Here is a 20,344-nt window from a genome sequence, read left to right on the forward strand (position 1 = left end):
TGATGCGGTGCACCACGGCAGGTCATTGCGCGGTAACGCCGGGTGTGGTGTTTATCGGAACAGGCCCCGCTACAACTGTCGCAGATTGCGACACTGGAGAATCCAGGTGTCCCAGCTCCCGCTCCAGCACCGTGTCGGCAATGCGCGTCGTTCGTTTTTCGAGCGCGGCGCGGCGCCGGTCGGCAGCGTGCCCGACACCATCCTGCAGTCGTGGCAGCGCTGCCAGCGCGGCGGGCTCTCGGTGGATGCACAGCCGGAGGTCGAGCCGCTGCCGGACGCCCGCCTGCGCGAGCTGCGCCAGCGCCAGGAAACGCTGTGGCGGTTGGCGCGGCCGGAGCTGGATGGCCTGGCTGCCGACATCGCGGCGACCGGCAGCATCGCGCTGCTGACCGACGAAGCCGGTTGGATCCTGGATGCGGAGGGCAACCCGGGTTTCCTCGACAAGGCCGGACGGGTGGCGTTGATGCCAGGCGTGCGTTGGGATGAAACCACGGTGGGCACCAACGCGATCGGCACCGCCATCGTCGAAGGTCGCTCGGTGGAGGTGCGTGGCGGCGAGCATTACTTCGCCCCCCACGCGATCCTGACCTGTTCGGCCACGCCGATCTTCGACCCGTACGGGCAGCGTGTGGGCGTGCTCGACATCTCCGGCGATGCGCGCCAGCAGCACCTGCATGCCCGCGTGCTGGCACGGCAGGCGGTGGCGCATATCGAGCACCGCTACTTCGAGGCGGGACTGGGCGATTGCGAGGTGGTCCGCCTGCATCACGACGCCGGCCTGCTCGGTACCGCCCGCGAAGGTGTGCTGGGCTTCCGCAATGGCCGCCTGGTGGCCGCCAACCGTGCCGGGCTGACCCTGTTCGGGCTGGACCACGGCGACATCGGCAGGGCGTCCTACGAGGCGCTGTTCGATGGTCCGCTCTCGCGGCTGCACGATGATGGCGCGCTGGTTGATCGCCAGGGACGCGCGCTGTACGGCCACGTGAGCCCTGCCGGCGGCGCCACGGTCCGCTCGCCGCTGCCCGCGCGTCCGGCCCCCGCCGCACCCGCGCGAGCCGCCGCCGCGGCGGCGCGGGTGGATACCACGCCCCTGTTCGACGCCGCCCAGCAGCAGGTGCTCGAGCGCGCCTGCCGCGTGCTGGACGCGCAGCTGCCGGTGCTGCTGCAGGGCGAGACCGGCACCGGCAAGGAGGTGTTCGCACGCGAACTGCATCGGCGCAGCACGCGTGCCGACAAACCGTTCGTGGCGGTCAACTGCGCGGCGCTGCCGGAAGGCCTGATCGAAGCCGAGCTGTTCGGCTACGAGGAAGGTGCCTTCACCGGTGCGCGCAAGAGCGGCAATACCGGCCTGCTGCGCCAGGCCCAAGGCGGCGTGCTGTTCCTCGATGAGATCGGCGACATGCCGCTGGCGCTGCAGCCGCGCCTGCTGCGGGTGTTGCAGGAGCGCACGCTGTCACCGCTGGGCGGCGGCAAGCCGGTGCAGCTGGATTTCGCCTTGATCTGCGCCACCCACCGTGATCTCGACGCGGCGATGAGCGCCGGTGACTTCCGCAGCGATCTTTACTACCGCATCGCCGATCACAGCGTGCGTCTGCCCGCCCTGCGCGAGCATGCCGACCGTGCGGCACTGGTGCAGGGCCTGTGGCAACGCCTTGGCCAGGGCCGGCAACTGGAGTCCGCCGCGTTGGCCGCGCTGGCCGGCTACACATGGCCCGGCAATGTGCGGCAGCTGTGCTCGTGCCTGCGCACGCTGGTGGCGCTGAGTGATCCGGGTGAGGTGATCCGGCACGGCATGCTGCCGGCCTATCTGCAGACCGCGCCCGCACCGGCCCTGCCATCCACCGCGGAAGGGTTGGAGGCAATGACCGAAACCGCGATGCGCGATGCGCTGCGCGCCAGTCAGGGCAACGTCGCCCAAGCGGCCCGCGCGCTGGGCATCAGCCGCAGCACGCTGTACCGCCGGGTTGGTGCGACAGCCCGCCGCCACTGAGGCGGCAGGCCGTGCGGGATCAGCCGACCAGCGCCGCCGAATCGCGTGCGAGCTGCTCGATGCCGGCCCAGTCCTTGGCCTGCAGCAGGGCCCGCGTGGTGAGCCAGGAACCGCCCACGCACAGTACGTTGGGCAGGTGCAGGAAATCGCGCGCGGTCTGTGCGCTGATGCCGCCGGTCGGGCAGAACCGCACATCGCCGAACGGGCCGTTCCAGGCCGACAGCATGGCCGCGCCGCCGGCCTGCACCGCCGGGAAGAACTTGAAGGTATCCAGGCCGTGCTCCAGGCCGAGCATCAGCTCCGAGGAGGTCGCCACGCCCGGCAGGAACGGCAGATCGGTATCGCGGGCGGCGGCGTACAGGCGCGCGGTCGCGCCGGGCGACACCGCAAAGCGCCCGCCCACCTGCTTGACCTTCTCCATCTGCGCGGCGGTCAGCACGGTGCCGGCGCCGATCACGGCATCGGGCACCGCTTCGACCATGGCCTGGATCGCGTCCATCGCCATCGGCGTGCGCAGCGTCACTTCGATCACCGGCAGGCCGCCGTTGAACAGTGCCCGCGCGACCTCGACGGCATCCTCGACGCTTTCCGGGGTGAACACCGGAATCACCGGGGCCAGTTTCAGGACTGCGCGTACGCGTGGATCAGCGCCGGACATCGAATCGCTCCTCGCCCGTGAGGGCCATGATGTCAGCCTCGCTGACAGGGTTGAAGTCGCCGGGGATGGAGTGCTTCAGGCAGCCTGCGGCCAGGCCGAAGCGCACGATCGCGTCCGGCGCGAAGCCGCGCATCATGCCATGCAGGATGCCGGCGGCGAAGGCATCGCCGCCGCCGATGCGGTCCACGATGCCAAGCATCTCGCGGGTCGGCGCCACCGCGCGGGTGCCGTCGCGGCCGATCAGCATCGCGCCGAGGGCATGGTTGTCCACACTGTGCGGGGTGCGCTGGGTGCAGGCCATCCACTGCAACCGCGGGAACGCGGCAAAGGCCTGTGCGGCGGCTGCATCGACGCGCTCACGCACGTCGGCCTGCTCGAATTCACCCCCGAGCACCACGCCGATATCGCGGTAGTCAGCGAAGACAAGATCGGCGCAGGCGAACAGTTCGCGCAGGATGCCCGGCGCATCGCCCTGCCAGCGCGCCCACAGCGACGGGCGGAAGTTGCCGTCGAAGGACACCTTCACGCCACGCGCGCACGCCGCGCGTGCCGCGGCCAGCGTCGCCTGGGCCATGGCCGGGTTGAGCGCCGGGCTGACCCCGGACAGGTGCAGCCAGTCGGCACCGGCCAGCAGTGTGTCCCAGTCGTAGTCGGTGGCGCTGCTGTTGGCGAAGGCCGAATCGGCGCGGTCGTAGACCACTTCGCTGGCACGCTGCACGGCGCCGGTGGTCAGGAAGTACAGGCCCATCCGGCCCTCGGTACGGCGAACTGCCGAGGTATCCACGCCATGCCGGCGCAGTTCGCCCACCGCGAACTCGCCCAGCGGGTTCGCCGGCACCGTGCTGACCGCCGCCACCGCATGCCCGAGGTGGGCCAGCGAGACACCGACATTGGCTTCCGCGCCGCCGGCGTGGACCACCAGCTGTGGCTGCTGCAGCAGCAGCTCCCGGCCGGGCGCACTCATGCGCAGCAACAACTCTCCGAAACAGACAACACGACTCATGGTCCTGGATCCTTGTGAGGGCCGCAGACGCCGCAGGGACGCACAGCAGCAATGGCTAGCGGTGTCATTCTAGCGATGGACGCCGCCCCGTCCACCTGTCCCCAATGTCGGAAGCATTGTCCTGCAAGCGTCTACGGGACATTGAAAGTCTGCTGCGGTGCAAGATGCCGGATCAGTAACGGGCTGTTAACGTCCGCCCTGACCAGCGGTGTCATTGCACTGACATGTCGTTGGATAGCTGTTTCATGTAGCACCTTGGGAGAGGGAAAACATGCAAGTCCAGAACACGCAGAAAAAGACACCGGTTACCTTGCTGGCATTGTCGATCGGCCTGGCGCTGAGTGGTACCGCGCTGGCCCAGGATGCGGGCACCAACCCCACCGACCTGGATACCGTCACCGTCACCGGCTATCGCGCCAGTGTCGAGAAGGCGCTGGACATCAAGCGCGGCGAAGCCGGCGTGGTCGATGCCATCGTCGCCGAGGACATCGGCAAGTTCCCGGATCTGAACCTGGCCGAATCGCTGCAGCGCATCCCCGGCGTGGTCATCACCCGTGAAGCCGGCGAAGGCCGCAACATCTCGGTGCGTGGCCTCGGCCCGGATTTCACCCGCGTGCGCATCAACGGCATGGAAGCGCTGACCACGGTCGGCGCCGGCGACCAGAGCGGCGGCACCAACCGCGGCCGCGGCTTCGATTTCAACGTGTTCGCCTCGGACCTGTTCTCGCAGCTGCTGGTGCGCAAGACCGCCTCGGCCGATGTCGAGGAAGGCTCGCTGGGCGCTACCGTCGACCTGCGCACCGCGCGCCCGTTCGACTATGACGGCTTCACCTTCGCCGCCAGCGGCCAGGCCGGCTACAACGCAATGGCCGAGAAAGCCGATCCGCGCATGGCCGCACTGATCTCCAACACCTTCGCCGACGGCACCTTCGGTGCCTTGTTGTCGGTGGCCTATTCCGAGCGCCAGGCGCTGGAAGAAGGCTCCAACACCGGCCGCTGGGCCAACGGCCCGAGCAACGGCAACTTCAATGCGGCCTCGCCGTTCGCCGCGGCGCGTTCGGCCAACGTCTACCACCCGCGCTTCCCGCGCTACGTGCAGATGGAGCATGAGCAGAAGCGCCTGGGCGTGACCGGTACCCTGCAGTGGAAGCCGAGCGACGCCACCGAGTTCTCGCTGGATGCGCTGTACTCCAAGATCGACGCGACCCGCGACGAGCACTACATCGAAGCGATTTCCTTCAGCCGCGGCACCAGCACCACGCCGCGCCTGGTCGGCAAGCCAGCCATGGTCGTCAAGAACGGCGTGATCGAGAACAACGCGCTGGTCTACGGTGAGTTCGACAACGTCGACATCCGCTCGGAAAACCGTCACGACGAGTGGAGCACCGAATTCAAGCAGCTGAGCCTCAACGGCCAGCACCGCTTCGGCGATGATTTCACCTTGTCCGGCAAGCTCGGCATCTCGCGCTCCAAGCACGAGAACCCGGTGCAGACCACGATCATCATGGACAAGTACGACGTCGACAATTACAGCTACGACTACCGGGGCAACAGCCGGTTCCCGACGCTGAACTACGGCATCGACCCGACCAACCCGGCTGGCTGGGAGCTGGCTGAAATCCGTCTGCGTCCGCAGTACGTGGACAATGACTTCGACACCGGCCAGCTGGATTTCAACTGGAACATCAGCCCGGGCTTCCGCCTGAAGGGTGGCGTGCTCGCCAAGGACTACACCTTCAAGACCACCGAGCTGCGTCGCGCCAGCGAACTGGCGGTACCGACCTTCCCGGGTGGCACCCGCATCGTGCCGGTGGACATGACCGAGCAGGCCGGCCTGAAGGGCATCAACGGCAGCCCGTCCAACTGGGTGGTGCCGGATCTGAACGCCATCGCCGATCAGTTCGACATCTACAGCAACAGCGGCATCTTCGCCGTCGCCCCGCGCGCCAACAACGTGCGCAGCGTCGAAGAGAAGGACCGCGGCGCTTACCTGATGGGCGAGTTCTCCACCGAGATCGGCGCGCTGCCGCTGTCGGGCAACGTGGGTGTGCGCTACGTGCGCACCAAGCAGAGCTCCACCGGCCTGTCGACGCTGGCCACCGGTACGGTCTCCACCACCGAGAACCGCACCTACAACGACACCCTGCCCTCGTTCAACCTGGTGGCCGAAGTCAGCCCGGACTTCCTGATCCGCCTCGGCGCGGCCAAGGTGATGAGCCGTCCGGGCCTGGGCAGCCTGACGCCTGGCGCAACGGTGGCCGTGGCCGGTGGTGCACGCACCATCTCCAGCGGCAACCCGGATCTGGAACCGATCCGCGCGACCAACGTCGACCTCGGCTTCGAGTGGTACTTCTCCGAAGGCGCGATGGCCGGTATCGGTCTGTTCTACAAGGACATCGAGAGCTTCGTGCAGACCACCCGCGAAGTGCGTCCGTACTCCGACAGCGGCCTGCCTGCCTCGCTGCTGATCGGCACCGGTGCCTCGCCCGCCGATGACTTCACCTACAGCCGCCCGGTCAACACCCCGGGTGGTGAACTGCACGGCGTGGAAGCGAACTACACCCAGCCGTTCACCTTCCTGCCGGGCAAGTGGTCCAACCTCGGCGTGCAGTTGAACTACACCTGGGTGGAATCGCAGATCCAGTACCTCAACGCCGCGGGCCAGCCGGTGATGAAGACCGACCTGACCGGTCTGTCCAAGTCGTCCTGGAACGCCACGCTGTTCTACGAAGGCAAGGTCTTCTCCGGCCGCGTCTCGGCGACCAACCGCGATGACTACCTGACCCAGGCACCGGGTACGGAAACCGGCTTCAACCTCGACGGTTACCACGGCATGACCGGCACCACGGTCATCGATGCCTCGATCCGCTACACGATCAGCGACCAGCTCGAACTGAGCCTGGAAGGCATCAACCTGACCAACGAAGCCTCCGACGAGTGGGTCTACTCGCCGGCGACCGGTCAGCTGCCGCTGCAGTACACCGAAACCGGCCGCCAGTTCCTGCTCGGCGTGCGCTACAAGTTCTGATTCAACGGCAGTACCCACCGGCGGCGTGAGCGATCACGCCGCCGGCTGCGCGCGCGCCGCCGGCGTTGCCATCCACCACCCTCACCCTCCGGGGCACGCTGCTGCGGCGCAAGATGCCGGCGCGTGAAGGGTTTGTTACGTTCTGGATGACCAGCGGTATCACTGCGGCACATGCGCGACAGACGTTCCGGGGAGGCCGGACGTCCATGACTCATCTACATCACGGTCGCATGGCGGCGAACCCTGGGAGGGGCTTACACACGATGGAACGACTCACCACCCGTAAAAAGACACCGGTTACCTTGCTCGCGGTCTCGATCGCCTTCGGGCTGCAGAGCGCAGCCGGCATCGCCGCGGCCCAGCAGACGCCCGAAGCGGCCGCCTCGCTCAACGCAGTGGATCTGGACAAGGTCGAGGTCAAGGCGACCTACCGCGAAAGCCTGCAGCAGTCGCTGGATGAAAAACGCTACAGCGTCGAACAGGTCGATGCGATCTACGCCGAAGACATCGGCAAATTCCCGGATCTGAACCTGGCCGAGTCGATGCAGCGCATCGCCGGCGTCTCGATCGATCGCGAAGGTGGCGAAGGCCAGCAGATCTCCGTGCGCGGCCTGGGCTCGGATTTCACCCGCGTGCGCATCAACGGTCTGGAAGCGCTGTCCACCGCCGGCAGCGGCACCACCGGCGTCAACCGCAGCCGCGGCTTCGACTTCAATACCTTCGCCTCGGAGCTGTTCAGCCGGGTCAAGATCAACAAGACCCAGTCGGCGCAGACCGACGAGGGCTCGCTTGGTGCCACGGTCGATCTGCGCGGTTCGCGCCCGTTCGATTTCGAGGGCTTCCAGGCCTCGCTCGGTGGCCAGTATGGTTACAACGAGCTTTCAAAGAACAAGGACCCGCGCATCTCCGGGCTGATCAGCAACACCTGGGCCGACGGCCGGGTGGGCGCGTTGATGTCGGTGGCCTACAGCAAGCGCACCATCTTCGAGGAAGGCTACAACCCGGTCCGTTGGGAGCACGGCAACTACCGCAACTCCAACCAGAGCACCGCGGCCAACAACGGTACCTACGGCTTCTGCAGCCCGGCCGGCTACAACCCGCAGACCCCGCGCAATCCGCTGGCCAATGAGACCGCCGCGGGTGTCGGCAGCGCCGCCAACCAGGCGCGCAGCAACGGCTGGGGCAGCTACGGCATCAGCGCGACCCACTGCGGCCCCGGCCTGCTCCGCCCGACGGCGACGGCCGCGAACATCGACGCCTACGAGACCGCGACCAACGCCTGGATTCCGCGTTACCCGCGCTACATCCGCACCGAACACGAGATCGAGCGACTGGGCGTCACTGGCGCGCTGCAGTTCAAGGTCAGCGACGACACGCAGCTGAACCTGGACATGCTGTACTCCAAGCTCGACAAGAACGTGCGCGAAGATTCCATCGGCGCCAACCTGCACCGCACCGCGCAGTACGGCGGCAAGACCCAGATCGTGGTCCGCGAGGCGCAGGCCGATGAACAGAACCGCCTGACCTACGGCGTGTTCGACAACGTGGACTTCCGCACCGAATCCACCGCGATCGAAGAGAGCACCGAGTTCAAGCAGTTCAGTCTCAACCTGGAACACCGCTTCAACGACGCGGTGCGCCTGGATGCGGTGGTCGGCCACTCCGAATCCAACTACGAGCGGCCGATCTTCTCGATGGTCAGCTTCGACAACAGCAACCTGGATGGCTTCGTGCTGGACATGCGCAACGGCAAGGTGCCGGCGATGTCCTTCCCGTTCGATCTCAACGCCGTGGACAACTGGAAGTGGCTGGGCTACGGCAGCACGCCTGTCAATGCCAACGGCACGGCGCGTGGCGGCAACATCAGCGAAGTGCGTTTGAACCCGCAGTACGTCGACAACGCCTTCGACACGGCCAAGGTCGACCTCACGTTCAACATCAATCCCACCTTCACCCTGCGCGGCGGTCTGGCCTACAAGGACTACGACATGAGCACGCAGGAGTACCGCAACATCAGCTACGGGCGCCTGTCGCAGGCACTGCCGGCCGGTGTGGGCGTGGGCGACCTGAGCGACACGCTGAGCGGCTTCGGCAAGGGCATGGACGGCAACCTGCCCAACGCCTGGCTGGTGCCGGACTTCAACCAGATCGCCAAGCTGCTGGACATCTACTGCAACTGCAACACCGGCACGCTCGGCGGTGACTACCGCCTGGCCAGCGTCGGTCACTTCGGGGCGTCCAACAACAACTTCGACGTCAACGAGAAGAGCTACGGCAGCTACCTGCAGCTGGACTTCAACACCGACCTGCTGGGCCGCGCGTTCCGCGGCAACCTGGGCGTGCGCTACGTGCAGACCCGCATCACCGCCGATGGCTATGCGCCGTGTACCGCCACCAACGCGAACGATCTGTCCTCGGCGTGCGAACCGTTCTTCGGGGTGGCCAGCGCCACCGCCGATCCGGGCGAGCGCCTGCAGGTCGGCACCCGGGTCGGCCACAAGTACGACGACTGGCTGCCCTCGTTGAACCTGGCCTGGGACCTGAGCGACACCTTCGTGCTGCGCTTCGGCGCGGCCAAGACCATGGCCCGCCCGACCCTGTCCAACCTGTCGCCGAGCGTCAGCGGTGGTCCCACCGCCTACTTCGATGATGACCGCAGCTACTCGATCAACCTGGGCAACCCCAAGCTCGATCCGTTCCGCTCGACCAACTACGACCTGAGCGCGGAGTGGTACTTCGACGAAGGCGCGCTGCTGTCGGCCGCGGTGTTCTACAAGGACATCGAGAGCTACGTGCAGCGCACCCGCCTGCTCACCACCTGGGCGGACATGGGCTACTCGCTGGATCTGCTGCCGACCGGCTTCAGCCCGGACACCGTGTTCAACGTGCAGAGCTACTTCAACACCCCGGGCGGCCCGCTCAAGGGCTATGAGGTGTCCTACCAGCAGCCCTTCAGCTTCCTGCCCGGCTTCTGGAAGAACTTCGGTGTGCAGCTGAACTACACGCACGTCGAGTCCAAGATCAAGTACATGTTCAGCTCCGGAACCGGCAGCACGATCGTCACCACGTACACCGAGAACGACCTGCTGAATCTCTCGCCGAACTCGTACAACGCCACGCTGTACTACGACGACGGCCGTTTCAGCGCCCGCGTCTCCACCAGCTACCGCGACGCGTACATCAGCACCATCCTGTCGCAGGAGAACGTGTGGGACCTGGACGGCAGCCAGTTCGCCACGGCCGATGTGCAGGGCAAGTACAGCGTGGAGAACGTGGATTTCAACATGTCCTACAAGGTCAACAAGAATCTCTCGCTGACCTTCGAGGCGATCAACCTGCTCGACACCGCCGATGAGCGCTATGTCGATTCGGCGTTGTCGCTGCCGGACCGCTACACCCACACCGGCCGCCAGTACTACCTCGGCCTGCGCTACAAGTTCTGACCGTGCTGCGCCTTCCGCCACCGCTATCGCGCCCGTCCCCGTCCTTCTCTCCGGGATGGCGGGCGCGGTGCCGGGGCGGGAGGCCACCGTGAGCGGCTGACCTCCGCTGCTGGTTCCGCTGTACTGTTTCTGCTGTCGAAAGGAAGGTCTCATGCATCGCGTTGTCGCCCCCTCGATCCGCCCCTCCCGCCTGTCCGCCAGCCTGCTGGCGCTGCTGCTCGCGGGCAGTGGCACCGCCTGGGCGCAGACCGCGCCGCAGCTGCTGTTCCACGTGTCGGCCGACCAGAGTCTGCAGGCCGATACCGCCGCGGGTGACCCGGTCCCGAATTTCCAGGACAAGGTGAAGCGGGTGCCCAACGGCGCGCACGGCAGCGCGATCGAATGGGCCGATGACGGCGTGTTGTCGTGGAACGCACCGGGCAACATCCAGGCCCAGCGCGGCACACTCGGCTTCTTCTGGCGCTCGCGGTATGCGGTGGGTGAAGCGCCGTTCGTGATCTTCCGGGTTGGCTATGCCGACCACAGCAGCTGGGACATGGCCTGGCTGCGCATCGACTGGAATGGCCACGGCTTCGATGCCTTCGTCACCGATGCCAACCTGGCGCGCACGCGCGTGTCGTTCAAACTCGACCAGAATCCCTCGCCCCAACAGTGGCAGCACATCGCCTTCGGCTGGGATGAGAACCACGGCGTACGGCTGTACGTGGATGGCAAGGAGGTCGCCCGCCAGGAGACCACCGCCGACTACGACGCCGCACTCGATCAGCTCGGCCTGGCCGGTCGCGTGATGGCGCCCTACCAGGTGCAGAGCCGCTACAACTTCCTGCGCGGCAGCGATTTCGACGAGATCCGCGTCTATGACCGCCTGCTCGACCCGGCCGGCATGGCCGCGCTGGCCCGCAATGCGGCCCCCCGCACTGCAGTGGCCGAGCAGGACCCGATGCGCGCCTGGCGCCATCGCCACGGCTGGGACGCTGCGCCGCCGCCGGCGCTGACCGCGCCGACCACCACGATCCGCAAGATCGAGTTCGCCGATACCAAGGACCACAAGCAGTGGATGTGGAAGGCGACCGACGGCATCGCCGAGACCACCTGGCCGGGCGTGTACAACCGCTCGCGGCTGGCCGGGCGCGATGATTACTTCCAGCTGCCCGATTGGAACACCTACGTCGACGGTGGCCAGCAGCTCGACCTGACCCTGCCGGCCGGCGAGACCGTCAACCGCATCGAAGTGCGCGGCGCCGCCTTCGGCGGGCTCAGCCACAGTGGGGACGGCCAGCCCGCGCAGACGCTGTTCGAGCGTCCGCAGGGTGTGGTGCGCAGCGTCAACACGATTCCCGCGCAGGACGGTGGCGTGCTGCACTTCCGCAACACGGCGCAGGAAACCCCGATCCAGGAGATCTGGGCCTACCAGGTGAGCGATGCCGCCGAGCCGGAGGGCACGGTCAAGCAGCGTTACCTGATCGACAGCCAGGCCCTGCCGGACTACACCAACATCGCCGCGCTGCGCGAGTACATCGACGGCCGCTACCCGGCGGCCGAACGCAGCACGGTGATGGCGCTGCCCAAGGGCGCCGGCTCACGCAAGCGCACGGCCGACACACTGCCCGCGCAGCCGTTGCCGATCGTGCACGTACTGATTCCCTCCGGCGTGAGCGACGCACCGGCTGCACAGCCGCTGATCCGCAGCTGGGCGCACAGCTGGGAGAACATGTATGACGGCCTGGACGGCATCGCGATCGATCTGCCCAAGCTGGACCTGCCGGCGACCCATGACGGCCTGATCCCGCTGAACATCCGCATCAAGGACCCGCTGTGGCCGGCGCGCGACATGATCGACGTGTCGGTTTCGGTCAAGCCGGGCCAGAAGCGCACGCTGTGGCTGGACCTGCGCGATCGCATCCTGACCGCCGACAGCCTGTGGATCTCCGTCGCGTCGGCCGCACCGGGGTTCAACGCCACCTCGCTGGACGGTGCGGAAATCCGCATGGTCTACAAGGACCGCGACGAGGCGAAGAAAGAACACATCGCCGACCGCTTCAACCAGGTGCGCGACAACTGGGGCTTCCTGGTCGAAGAACACACCACTTCCAAGCGCCAGCGCCTGTACGCGCGCGTGTACGCCGATCTCAGCGACCTGCTGCGGGTGGACCCGGACCACGAGCTCGGCCGCCTGTACTGGAACTACATCAGCTACAACAGCCAGGGCAAACCGCCGTTCACCCAGCCCGAGGCGCCCAAGGGCGTACCGCTGTGGGCGTTCCGGCAGACCGAAGACCTCACCTACGTGCGCCGCTTCATCGAGTGGTGGATCGACAATCGGCAGATCGCCTACGGCGATTTCGGCGGCGGCATTTCCGACGATTCCGATCTCACCCAGCAGTGGCCGGGTCTGGCCCTGATGGGCGTGCAGCCGGACAAGCTCAATGCCTCGCTGACCGCGCTGTCCGATGCGGTGTACCGCAATGGCATGTTCAGCAACGGCTTGAGCACCATCGAAACCGATGAGCTGCACGCCTACGAGGAAGGCATCAACACCAACAGCGCGATGCTCTACCTCAACTGGGGCGATCCGCTTACCGTCGAGCGTCTGATGGAGACGGTGAAGGCCTTCGACGAGCGCATCATTCTGCCCAACCCGCAGGGCCATCTGCTGTTCTCCAGCAACTGGTTCGGCGGCAACAAGGTCTACCGCGAACCGAACTGGCAATGGCAGAAGCCGTATTCCTTCCCGGTGCTGCACCCAGCGTTCCTGATCGGCCAGTACAACGCCGATCCGACCGGCCGCAAGCTGGTCACCGGTCTGGCCGATGGCTACCTCGCCCACGCCTACACCGACGACAAGGGCCGCTGGGCACTGCCGAACGAGATCAACTGGGCCACCGGCAAGACCCGTGGCGGCGAGCTCAACAACGGCTCGGGCAGCGGCGACATCATGCACACCTTCTGGGCGGCATGGCGCTGGACCGGCGATGACAAGTACCTCAAGGCCTTGGACTACCGCGTCGAGCGGGGTGGCCCGGGCGCTTTGTCCAACCTGGGCGAGAACTATGTCGAGGCCCTCGGCCGCGGCGCCGAGTGGAACCCGCGCTTCATCAGCGATGCCGACGGTGGCAGCACCGGCTTCGCCAGCCTGATGGCGTGGCAGGCCACCGGCGACAAGAAGTACCTGGAGGCGCTGCATGCCGATGGCATCCAGGCCAAGGCGCAGCGCGAATACATGAACACCGAAGGGCACTGGTGGTCCGACCGTGTCGAAGCGCCGAGCGAGTTCCTGCAGCGTGCGCGCCTGGGCGGCATCGCGCTGAAGCGAAACCAGAGCTGGCCGGGCCACACCGTCAGCTGGCGCTTCGTCCAGCCGGAGGCGGCCGAGCAGGTCGCGCTGCTGGTACATGCACCCTCGCCGGACCGCTTCAAGGTGATCGCCTACAACCTGGGCAAGCACGCAGTGGATGCGGAGATGAGCACCTGGAACGTCACCGCCGGGCAATGGCGGATGACCAGCGGGGTGGACCGCGACGGCGATGACACCATCGACGGCAAGGCCGCCACGCGTGAGCTCACCCTGGAGCGCAGTGCCTCGACCACGCTGCGGTTCGTGCCGGGCCAGAGCCAGGTGTTCGAGTTCGAGCTGGTGCAGGCCGGCACGCCGGTCGAACAGCGTGCCGACCTCGGCATCGGGCGCGGCGATGTGCGTGTGGACGGGCGTCAGGTGCAGGTGACCGTGCACAGCCTGGGCCATGTCGCGACCGGTGTGGGCGCGGCGGTGCTGGAAGACGCCAAGGGCCGTGAGCTGGCCCGCGTCGAGATTCCGAGCCTGGCCGCGCCGAGCGATCTGGTGCCGAAGACCACGACCGTCAACCTGCCGCTGCCGGCTGGGGATCACCGTGGCCTGCGCGTGCGTGTCATGCAGGCCGATGGTGCGGCGGAAGTGACCCAGCGCAACAACGTGGTGGCGCTCGACCAGTAGCGCCATGCCATGCAGGGCTGCTGTCGCGTCGGCACCCCGCCGGCGCTAGGCCGCGTCGGTTTCCATCACCTGCACGCGGCGTTGGTACCAGCCGTCGGCCTCGGGCTCGAAGACGGCGCTGCGGGTCATCTCGCCCTGATAGACGTGCACCGAGATCGCCAGCTCATCGTCGCTGGTGTTGCGGATGGTGTGGTACTCGTGCGGCGGGATCAGGCTGCCGGCACTGCCGCAGTCGCCCAGCACGGGTGGCTCAGGGCGGAAACGAAAACGCTCGCCGTCGCGCTCCAGCAGCTGGTACTGGGTGATCTCCAGCTGGCCCAGCCAGACCCCCTCCACGCACCACAGCCCGCTGTGGTCGTGCAGCGGCGTGCCCTGCCCCGGCCCCCAGCTCATCGCGACGATGCTGTAGCCGTGCACCGGGCTGCGGTACAGCTCGCGGCGGGCGTAGTGATCCTCGATCGGATGGTGCACGCAGGCCGGCAGCTGGATGCGGCTGTCGGCGATCGCTTCGCGCAACGCCGCGCGCAGCGTGGCGGCGATCTGGTGCGCGTGCTCGTGCTGGACGGCATGGTCGACGGCGGCGATCAACCGATCACGGCCATGGAACGGAGGAAACGGGTTGCATTGCTCTTGCATGCCCCGAGTCTAGGCGATCCCGGTGAACAGCGTGTTTGACCTGAATCACATCCAATCGACCCACAATCCCCGACGTAGCAATCCATTCGCGAGTGTTCGAATGGCCTGCCTATCGATCAAGGAATCAGCATCGGTCGCAACGACGGGACCTGCTGGGCCAGTTCCTCGGTGACCAGCGTGGCAAACAGCGCCGCGCCATCCGGGCCCAGGTGGGTGTAATCGAAGGCGACCTTGGCTTGCCCCATGGGCTCGGTGACGGCGTTGTTCTGCGCAGCCGGTACGCCAGCCACGGGCGCTGCGCCCACCGTCGTGCCGCCCAGCGCCGCGCTGACCTGGGCGGGCGTGGCGGCCGCCTGCGCCAGCGGCATCGAAGCCACCGGCCCCAGTGCCTGCACCACCGCGCGGCTGCGCGCGTGCAGATCGACCAGCGGGACCTTCATCTCGCGCGCGACCGTGCGCACCGCCTCGGCCCACGGCGCCAGGTCATCGATCAGCACGCCATCGGCGAACTGGCGGCGGGTCAACGGGGTCAGCAGCACCGGCTGCGCACCGGCGGCACGGATCTCATGCACATAGCGGCGCAGATTGTCCGGGAACTCGCGCTGCAGATCGGTGGAACGGCCCGGCTTGCCGGGCTGGTCGTTGTGGCCGAACTGGACCAGCACCCAGGTGGTGGCATAGCCGGGCGTGCGCATCTCCGCGTCGGCCAACGCCCACGAGCCTTCGGCGCGGTAGTTGTAAGTGCTGCGGCCGCCACGGGCCAGGTTGGTGCAGGTCAGGAACGAGGTCACGTGCCGTGCGCAGAACGCCGGGCCCCAGCCGCCCTGCACGGCCGTGGTGGAATCACCGACCAGCACGATCTTGCTGGCCCGGATCGGGGTCGGTGCCGGGCGGTCCATCACCGCCGGATCCACGGCGGCCTGCGCCGCGCTCATCAGGCCGAACAGCGCGCTGCCCAGCAGCCAGGACGTACACCGCATCAGAACGTACCTCGTTGAATGAAGGGGGCCTGCTGATACAGACGACGCTCGCCACCGCGCGGGTCGTCGGCCTGCTGCGGGGTGGTATCGAACAGCATCGTTTCGCGGCGGGCCAGCGAATAGGTCTGCCAGCGTGGCAGTCCGCCATGATTCGGATCGCCATGACGGGCGAAGGCGATCAAGGCCTCGCTCATCGTCGCCGCCACGCGGGTCGCCGCTTCGCCGTCACCGGTGCGTGAGCCGGGGCGATCGGTGGTATCGAACACCAGCGGGATATCCAGCGTGTGGAACGCACCGAACTTGCCGCCGTCAAGCGGCGAGCCCCAATCGAGTTGATAGGCCCAGGTGGGTGCGCCCTGGCGCGCACGCGCCTCCAGTTCCTCCACCGCACCGCGCCATGAGCGACCGGCGGTGGTAGCCGCGAAGAACACCTCCGATGGCGTGTAGTGCGGATACAGGCGGCGGTACTCGGCGATCACCACCGAGGGCAGCAGGTCCACGTACTGTTCTTTTTCCAGCTTGGCCGGCAGCGTCTCCCAGGTGAGGGCGAAGTTGGCCGGGTCGTTGCCGAGGAAGGCGCGGGTTTCATCGCGGGTGTTGCCGATCACCATCGGAATCCCGGCGGACTGCGCGGGCGCCTCCGGCCAGAACGGATGCACCGGCAACGAACGCCCGTCCAGCACCGGCCCGACATACAGGCTGCTGTTCTCCACGCGCGAAGGGTCGCGGGCACGGGTGGCGGCCAGCAGTGTTTCCATCGGCATCGTGCGCAGCGCCTCGGCATCGGCCGCCCCGACCGCCTGCATCGCGATCTGCGCGCGCTGGGTGGCCGCCCGCGGGCCGGCGGCGGTGACCTGCTGCCCGCTCATGGTCCACGCCCGCTGGAACAGGCCACGCGCGGCGGGCATGGCCATCAGCGTGGCGATCTTCGCGCCGCCGCCGGATTGCCCCACCACGGTGATGTTGCCCGCATCGCCGCCGAACTCGTGTGCATGCTGGCGAACCCACTGCAGCGCCTGGACCAGATCGAGCTGGCCGACATTGCCCGAATCGGCGAAACGCGCATCGCCCAATTGCGCGAGGTACAGATAGCCGAACACATTGAGACGATGGTTGACCGTGACCACGACCACGTCGCCGCGCCGGCACAACGCGCTGCCGTCGTACAGCGGGTCGCTGCCCGAGCCGTTGTTGTAGGCACCGCCATGGATGTAGAACACGATCGGGCGCTTGCCGCCGTCGCGCAGCGCCGGGGTCCACACATTGAGGTAGAGGCAGTCTTCGCTGCCCGGCCCTTCGCTGCCGCCCTGCGGTGCGGCATTGCTGTACGCCAGTGCATCACGCACGCCGCGCCAGGCCGATTCCTGCACGGCCGGCTGGAAGCGCCGAGGCGCGGTATCGGCGCCGTAGGGAAGGCCGCGGAACACGTGGATGCCCTGCTCCAGTTGCCCGCGCACGCGGCCACTGCGTACGCGCGCCAGCGGCGCGGCATCGTGGCGCGGGCCGGGCACACCGGCAAAGGCGGGCAGCAGCGGCAGGCTGGTCGCCCCCAGCATCAGCGCATAGCGCGCGCTGTCGCGCAGGAAACGGCGCCGCTGCAGATCGGCGGGAGAATCAGTCATGGCGCGCAGGCTCCGTGTGGCGCGAGGGAATCCAGCGCAGGGCCAGCTCGGACCACTGCGCGACCGTCAAACCGGCCGGGATGCGCACGCCGAAGCCGTGGCCGCCGAACGGGAACAGATGCATTTCGGTGGTGACACCGGCGCGCAGCAGCGCCTGGTAATACACCAGGCTGTTGTGCACCGGGACCACGTTGTCGTCCTGCGCATGCACCAGGAAGGCCGGTGGCGCATCGGCGCGGACCTGATCCTGCATGGAAAACTGCTGCTGCAGCGCCGCATCCGGACGCGGTCCGAGCAGGCGCTCGCGCGAGCCGCTATGCGCATGCGTACCCATGTCGATCACGGGGTAGATCAGCAACGCGACATCCGGCCGCGCGCTGAGCGCATCGATGGCATCGCGATGCGGATAGGCTGGCGCATCGAAGCCGTTGCTCAACCGCGCGGCGACATGCCCGCCGGCCGAGAAGCCCATCACCCCGATGCGCTGCGGATCAATCTGCCATCGCGCGGCATCGGCGCGGATCACCCGCATCGCGCGCTGCGCATCGGCCAGGGCGGCCTGGCGATCGCTGCGGCCTGCCGGCAGCCGGTAGCGCAGTACGAACAGGGTCACCCCGCCCTCATCGACGAACGCCGGCACCAGCGCGGTGCCCTCCTTGTCGAGCACGATGCGCTGATAGCCGCCGCCGGGTACTACCAGCAGGGCGCTCCCGTTCGGGCGCGTCGGACGGTACACCACCAGATAGGGCGCACTGACGTTGTCGATGTAGCGGTCCGGCAGGGCCGGATCAGGGCTGCGCTCGATCACGTTGGGAGCGGTGCCCTGGCCGGCTTCGCCGGGCACCTGGCCCTCCGGCCACAGTGCGATGCGGTCGGGCGCACCGGGCAGCGGCTCGGTATCCGGAACCGCGCGGTCGGCGGCATGGGCCAGGCTGCAGGCCAGCAATGCGAGGGTCAACAGGGGCATCAATACGGTGCGGGGCATCCGCATAGGATCCTTCCAGGCTGGGTGGGAACGGCCATCGTGCCCGACCGGCAGCACTTCTGATGCGCTGCACATTGCCAATGACACCGGTTTACCATATACAGCTCATCCAGCCACTGTCGATTGGCAGTGCAACAATTTTTCCGGGAGACCCGCTTGAGCAACGAACACGGCAAACAGGACCTGCCAGACCAGGGTTTGGGCGAGATCGCCCGCCACTTCGTCAGCGCCCGCCAACAAGGCCAATCCCTGCCGGACTTCCCGGGAAACATCCCGGAAGATCTCGTTACCGCCTACCACGTACAGGACCAGGCCATCGCGCTGTGGGATGACCAGGTGGTGGGCTGGAAGGTCGGCTACATCGCTGCCGAGCGCCGCGATGTCTCCGGCGACGACCGTCTGCTGGGGCCGATCTTCTCGCGTCAGCTCTGGAATGCTACCGGTGGAACAGTAGAGATTCCGGTGTTTGTCGGCGGGTTCGGCGCGGTCGAGGCCGAGTACGTGATCCAGCTGCAGGAAGACGCCCCGGCCGACAAGCTGCACTGGACCCCGGAAGAAGCCGAGGCGCTGGCCGCCAAGCTTTTCATCGGCGTTGAAGTGGCCAGCAGCCCGTTGGCAACGATCAACAAGCTCGGCCCGCGCGTGGTGGTGTCGGACTTCGGCAACAACAACGGCCTGGTGCTCGGCCCGGAAATCCCGGACTGGACGCGCCTGGATGACGCCGACCTGCGCGCGGAAACCCGCATCGAAGGCCAGGTGGTCGGCACCGGTGGCGCGACCCTGCTGCCCGGTGGCCTGCGCACCGCCTATGCGTTCGCCCTGGGCCGCTCGGCGCAGCGTGGCCGCCCGTTGAAGGCCGGCGATCTGATCGCCAGTGGCAATGCGACCGGCATCCATGACATCGCCGTGGGCCAGCAAGCATTGATCCGTTTCGTCGGTTACGGCGACATTACCTGCAAGGCCATCGCCGCCGGTTGACCGCGCGGACATGGCGAACACGCTTGGGAGGGCGCAGATGTTCACTCGTAGAAATTTCCTGGCCACCAGTCTGGGCGCGCTTGCCGCGCCCGCGCTGACGGCCTGTTCGCGGTCATCCAACGCCGCACCGGCAGGCGCGCAGCTGTTGACCGCCACCGACGTCCATGTCGCCGATTACCCCACCGTGACCGCGGTGAAGTGGATCGGGCAGACCCTGGAAGAGAAGACCGGCGGCCGGCTGCGCCTGCGCCAGTACCACTCCGGCCAGCTCGGCCGCGAGTCCGAAGCGATCGACATGGCCCGCTTCGGCGCCATCGATATCACCCGCGTCTACTCCGGCGCGCTCAACAACGCGTTTCCGCTGACCCAGGGCCTGTGCCTGCCGTATGTGTTCGAGTCGGTGGCGCACATGCGCCGCGCGCTCGATGGCGGCGTCGCCGATACGGTCCTGCAGGGCTTTGAAACGCGCGATCTGGTCGGCCTGGCCATCTACGATTCCGGCGCGCGCTGCTTCTACAACACCAAGCACCCGATCGTGGAGCCCAAGGACCTGCACGGCCTCAAGCTGCGCGTGGCCTCCTCGGACATCTTCATCCAGCTGATGCGCCTGCTCGGTGCCAACCCGACGCCGATGTCGCTGGGTGACACCTTCTCTGGCATGGAAACGCACATGATCGACGGTGCGGAAAACAACATGCGCAGCTTCCACTCCAGCCGTCATTTCGAGGCCGCGCACTACTGGTCGCAAAGCGATCACTCCTACGCGCCGGACGTGCTGCTGATGTCGCGCCAGAGCTTCGATGCGCTGAGTCCGGCCGACCGCACCCTGGTGATCGAGACCGCGCGTGAATCGGTGCAGGTGATGCGCGAGCAGTGGGATGCCTCGGAAAACACCGCCCGCCAGGCCGTGGCCGACTTCGGCATCAAATTCAACGAGGTCGACATGCCGGCCTTCCGCAAGGCCGCCGATCCGCTCCTGCAGCGTTACCTGCAGCAGCCGGAGCTGGCCGCCCTCACCCGTCGCATCCGCGACTTCGCCTGAGGCCCCGAC

At 67.3% G+C, this 20,344-nt stretch carries 12 protein-coding genes; 6 read left to right on the forward strand and 6 right to left on the reverse strand.

The annotated features are described in order from the left end of the window. The first annotated feature begins 106 nt into the window (after positions 1-106). A complete protein-coding gene (locus EDF74_RS15540) occupies positions 107-1,990 on the forward strand; it encodes a sigma-54-dependent Fis family transcriptional regulator (RefSeq protein WP_123730965.1) in 1,884 nt (627 codons plus the stop codon). Positions 1,991-2,009: 19 nt separating this feature from the next. Here EDF74_RS15540 and eda read toward each other — a convergent pair whose 3' ends face one another. Then, positions 2,010-2,648, reverse strand: coding sequence for a bifunctional 4-hydroxy-2-oxoglutarate aldolase/2-dehydro-3-deoxy-phosphogluconate aldolase (gene eda, locus EDF74_RS15545; protein ID WP_123730966.1), 639 nt, complete (start codon positions 2,646-2,648; stop codon positions 2,010-2,012). Then, on the reverse strand, positions 2,635-3,651 hold the full coding sequence (locus EDF74_RS15550) for a sugar kinase (RefSeq protein ID WP_123730967.1): 1,017 nt from the start codon (positions 3,649-3,651) through the stop codon (positions 2,635-2,637). Before EDF74_RS15550 ends, eda begins: the two co-directional genes overlap by 14 nt. Before the next feature lie 271 nt (positions 3,652-3,922). On the opposite strand from EDF74_RS15550, the gene EDF74_RS15555 reads away from it, so the two are divergent. From EDF74_RS15555 to EDF74_RS15565, 3 genes are all read left to right on the forward strand, one after another. Continuing rightward, the gene (locus tag EDF74_RS15555; RefSeq protein ID WP_123730968.1) at positions 3,923-6,679 is read left to right on the forward strand and encodes a TonB-dependent receptor; all 2,757 of its coding nucleotides are present in this window, start codon (positions 3,923-3,925) and stop codon (positions 6,677-6,679) included. Between the two features lie 263 nt (positions 6,680-6,942). Further along, positions 6,943-10,122 carry a TonB-dependent receptor gene (locus tag EDF74_RS15560; protein WP_123730969.1) on the forward strand — a complete coding sequence of 1,060 codons (3,180 nt, stop codon included), beginning with the start codon at positions 6,943-6,945 and terminating at the stop codon, positions 10,120-10,122. A gap of 151 nt (positions 10,123-10,273) precedes the next feature. Beyond that, positions 10,274-14,092: a LamG-like jellyroll fold domain-containing protein gene (locus tag EDF74_RS15565; protein WP_184997320.1), complete on the forward strand. Its 3,819-nt coding sequence runs from the start codon at positions 10,274-10,276 to the stop codon at positions 14,090-14,092. 45 nt (positions 14,093-14,137) lie between these two features. On the opposite strand, the gene EDF74_RS15570 is transcribed toward EDF74_RS15565, so the two are convergent. The 4 genes from EDF74_RS15570 to EDF74_RS15585 form a co-directional block, all read right to left on the reverse strand. Then, positions 14,138-14,728, reverse strand: a complete 591-nt coding sequence (locus tag EDF74_RS15570) for a cysteine dioxygenase family protein (RefSeq protein ID WP_123730970.1) — start codon at positions 14,726-14,728, stop codon at positions 14,138-14,140. 116 nt (positions 14,729-14,844) lie between these two features. Beyond that, the gene (locus EDF74_RS15575; RefSeq protein WP_123730971.1) at positions 14,845-15,708 is read right to left on the reverse strand and encodes a rhamnogalacturonan acetylesterase; all 864 of its coding nucleotides are present in this window, start codon (positions 15,706-15,708) and stop codon (positions 14,845-14,847) included. Further along, complete coding sequence (locus tag EDF74_RS15580) at positions 15,708-17,330, reverse strand: carboxylesterase/lipase family protein (RefSeq protein WP_123730972.1); 1,623 nt, start codon at positions 17,328-17,330, stop codon at positions 15,708-15,710. The genes EDF74_RS15575 and EDF74_RS15580 overlap by 1 nt, the downstream gene beginning before the upstream one ends. Further along, positions 17,323-18,315 carry an alpha/beta hydrolase gene (locus tag EDF74_RS15585; RefSeq protein ID WP_260232288.1) on the reverse strand — a complete coding sequence of 331 codons (993 nt, stop codon included), beginning with the start codon at positions 18,313-18,315 and terminating at the stop codon, positions 17,323-17,325. Before EDF74_RS15585 ends, EDF74_RS15580 begins: the two co-directional genes overlap by 8 nt. 156 nt (positions 18,316-18,471) lie before the next feature. Here EDF74_RS15585 and EDF74_RS15590 point away from each other — a divergent pair, with 156 nt between their 5' ends. Beyond that, positions 18,472-19,293, forward strand: coding sequence for a 2-keto-4-pentenoate hydratase (locus EDF74_RS15590; protein WP_123730973.1), 822 nt, complete (start codon positions 18,472-18,474; stop codon positions 19,291-19,293). Positions 19,294-19,330: 37 nt separating this feature from the next. Continuing rightward, entirely contained in the window at positions 19,331-20,335 is a 1,005-nt protein-coding gene (locus tag EDF74_RS15595) for a TRAP transporter substrate-binding protein (protein WP_123730974.1), read from the forward strand. The last annotated feature ends 9 nt before the right edge of the window (positions 20,336-20,344 follow it).

The sequence above is a fragment of the Stenotrophomonas rhizophila genome (assembly GCF_003751305.1).
Lineage (GTDB): Bacteria > Pseudomonadota > Gammaproteobacteria > Xanthomonadales > Xanthomonadaceae > Stenotrophomonas > Stenotrophomonas rhizophila_B.

Coding starts and splice junctions, on each gene's coding strand:
- eda (WP_123730966.1), bottom strand. CDS start 2,648: ATGTCCGGCGCTGATCCACGCGTACGCGCAGTCCTGAAACTGGCCCCG.
- EDF74_RS15550 (WP_123730967.1), bottom strand. CDS start 3,651: ATGAGTCGTGTTGTCTGTTTCGGAGAGTTGTTGCTGCGCATGAGTGCG.
- EDF74_RS15555 (WP_123730968.1), top strand. CDS start 3,923: ATGCAAGTCCAGAACACGCAGAAAAAGACACCGGTTACCTTGCTGGCA.
- EDF74_RS15560 (WP_123730969.1), top strand. CDS start 6,943: ATGGAACGACTCACCACCCGTAAAAAGACACCGGTTACCTTGCTCGCG.
- EDF74_RS15565 (WP_184997320.1), top strand. CDS start 10,274: ATGCATCGCGTTGTCGCCCCCTCGATCCGCCCCTCCCGCCTGTCCGCC.
- EDF74_RS15570 (WP_123730970.1), bottom strand. CDS start 14,728: ATGCAAGAGCAATGCAACCCGTTTCCTCCGTTCCATGGCCGTGATCGG.
- EDF74_RS15575 (WP_123730971.1), bottom strand. CDS start 15,708: ATGCGGTGTACGTCCTGGCTGCTGGGCAGCGCGCTGTTCGGCCTGATG.
- EDF74_RS15580 (WP_123730972.1), bottom strand. CDS start 17,330: ATGACTGATTCTCCCGCCGATCTGCAGCGGCGCCGTTTCCTGCGCGAC.
- EDF74_RS15585 (WP_260232288.1), bottom strand. CDS start 18,315: ATGCCCCGCACCGTATTGATGCCCCTGTTGACCCTCGCATTGCTGGCC.
- EDF74_RS15595 (WP_123730974.1), top strand. CDS start 19,331: ATGTTCACTCGTAGAAATTTCCTGGCCACCAGTCTGGGCGCGCTTGCC.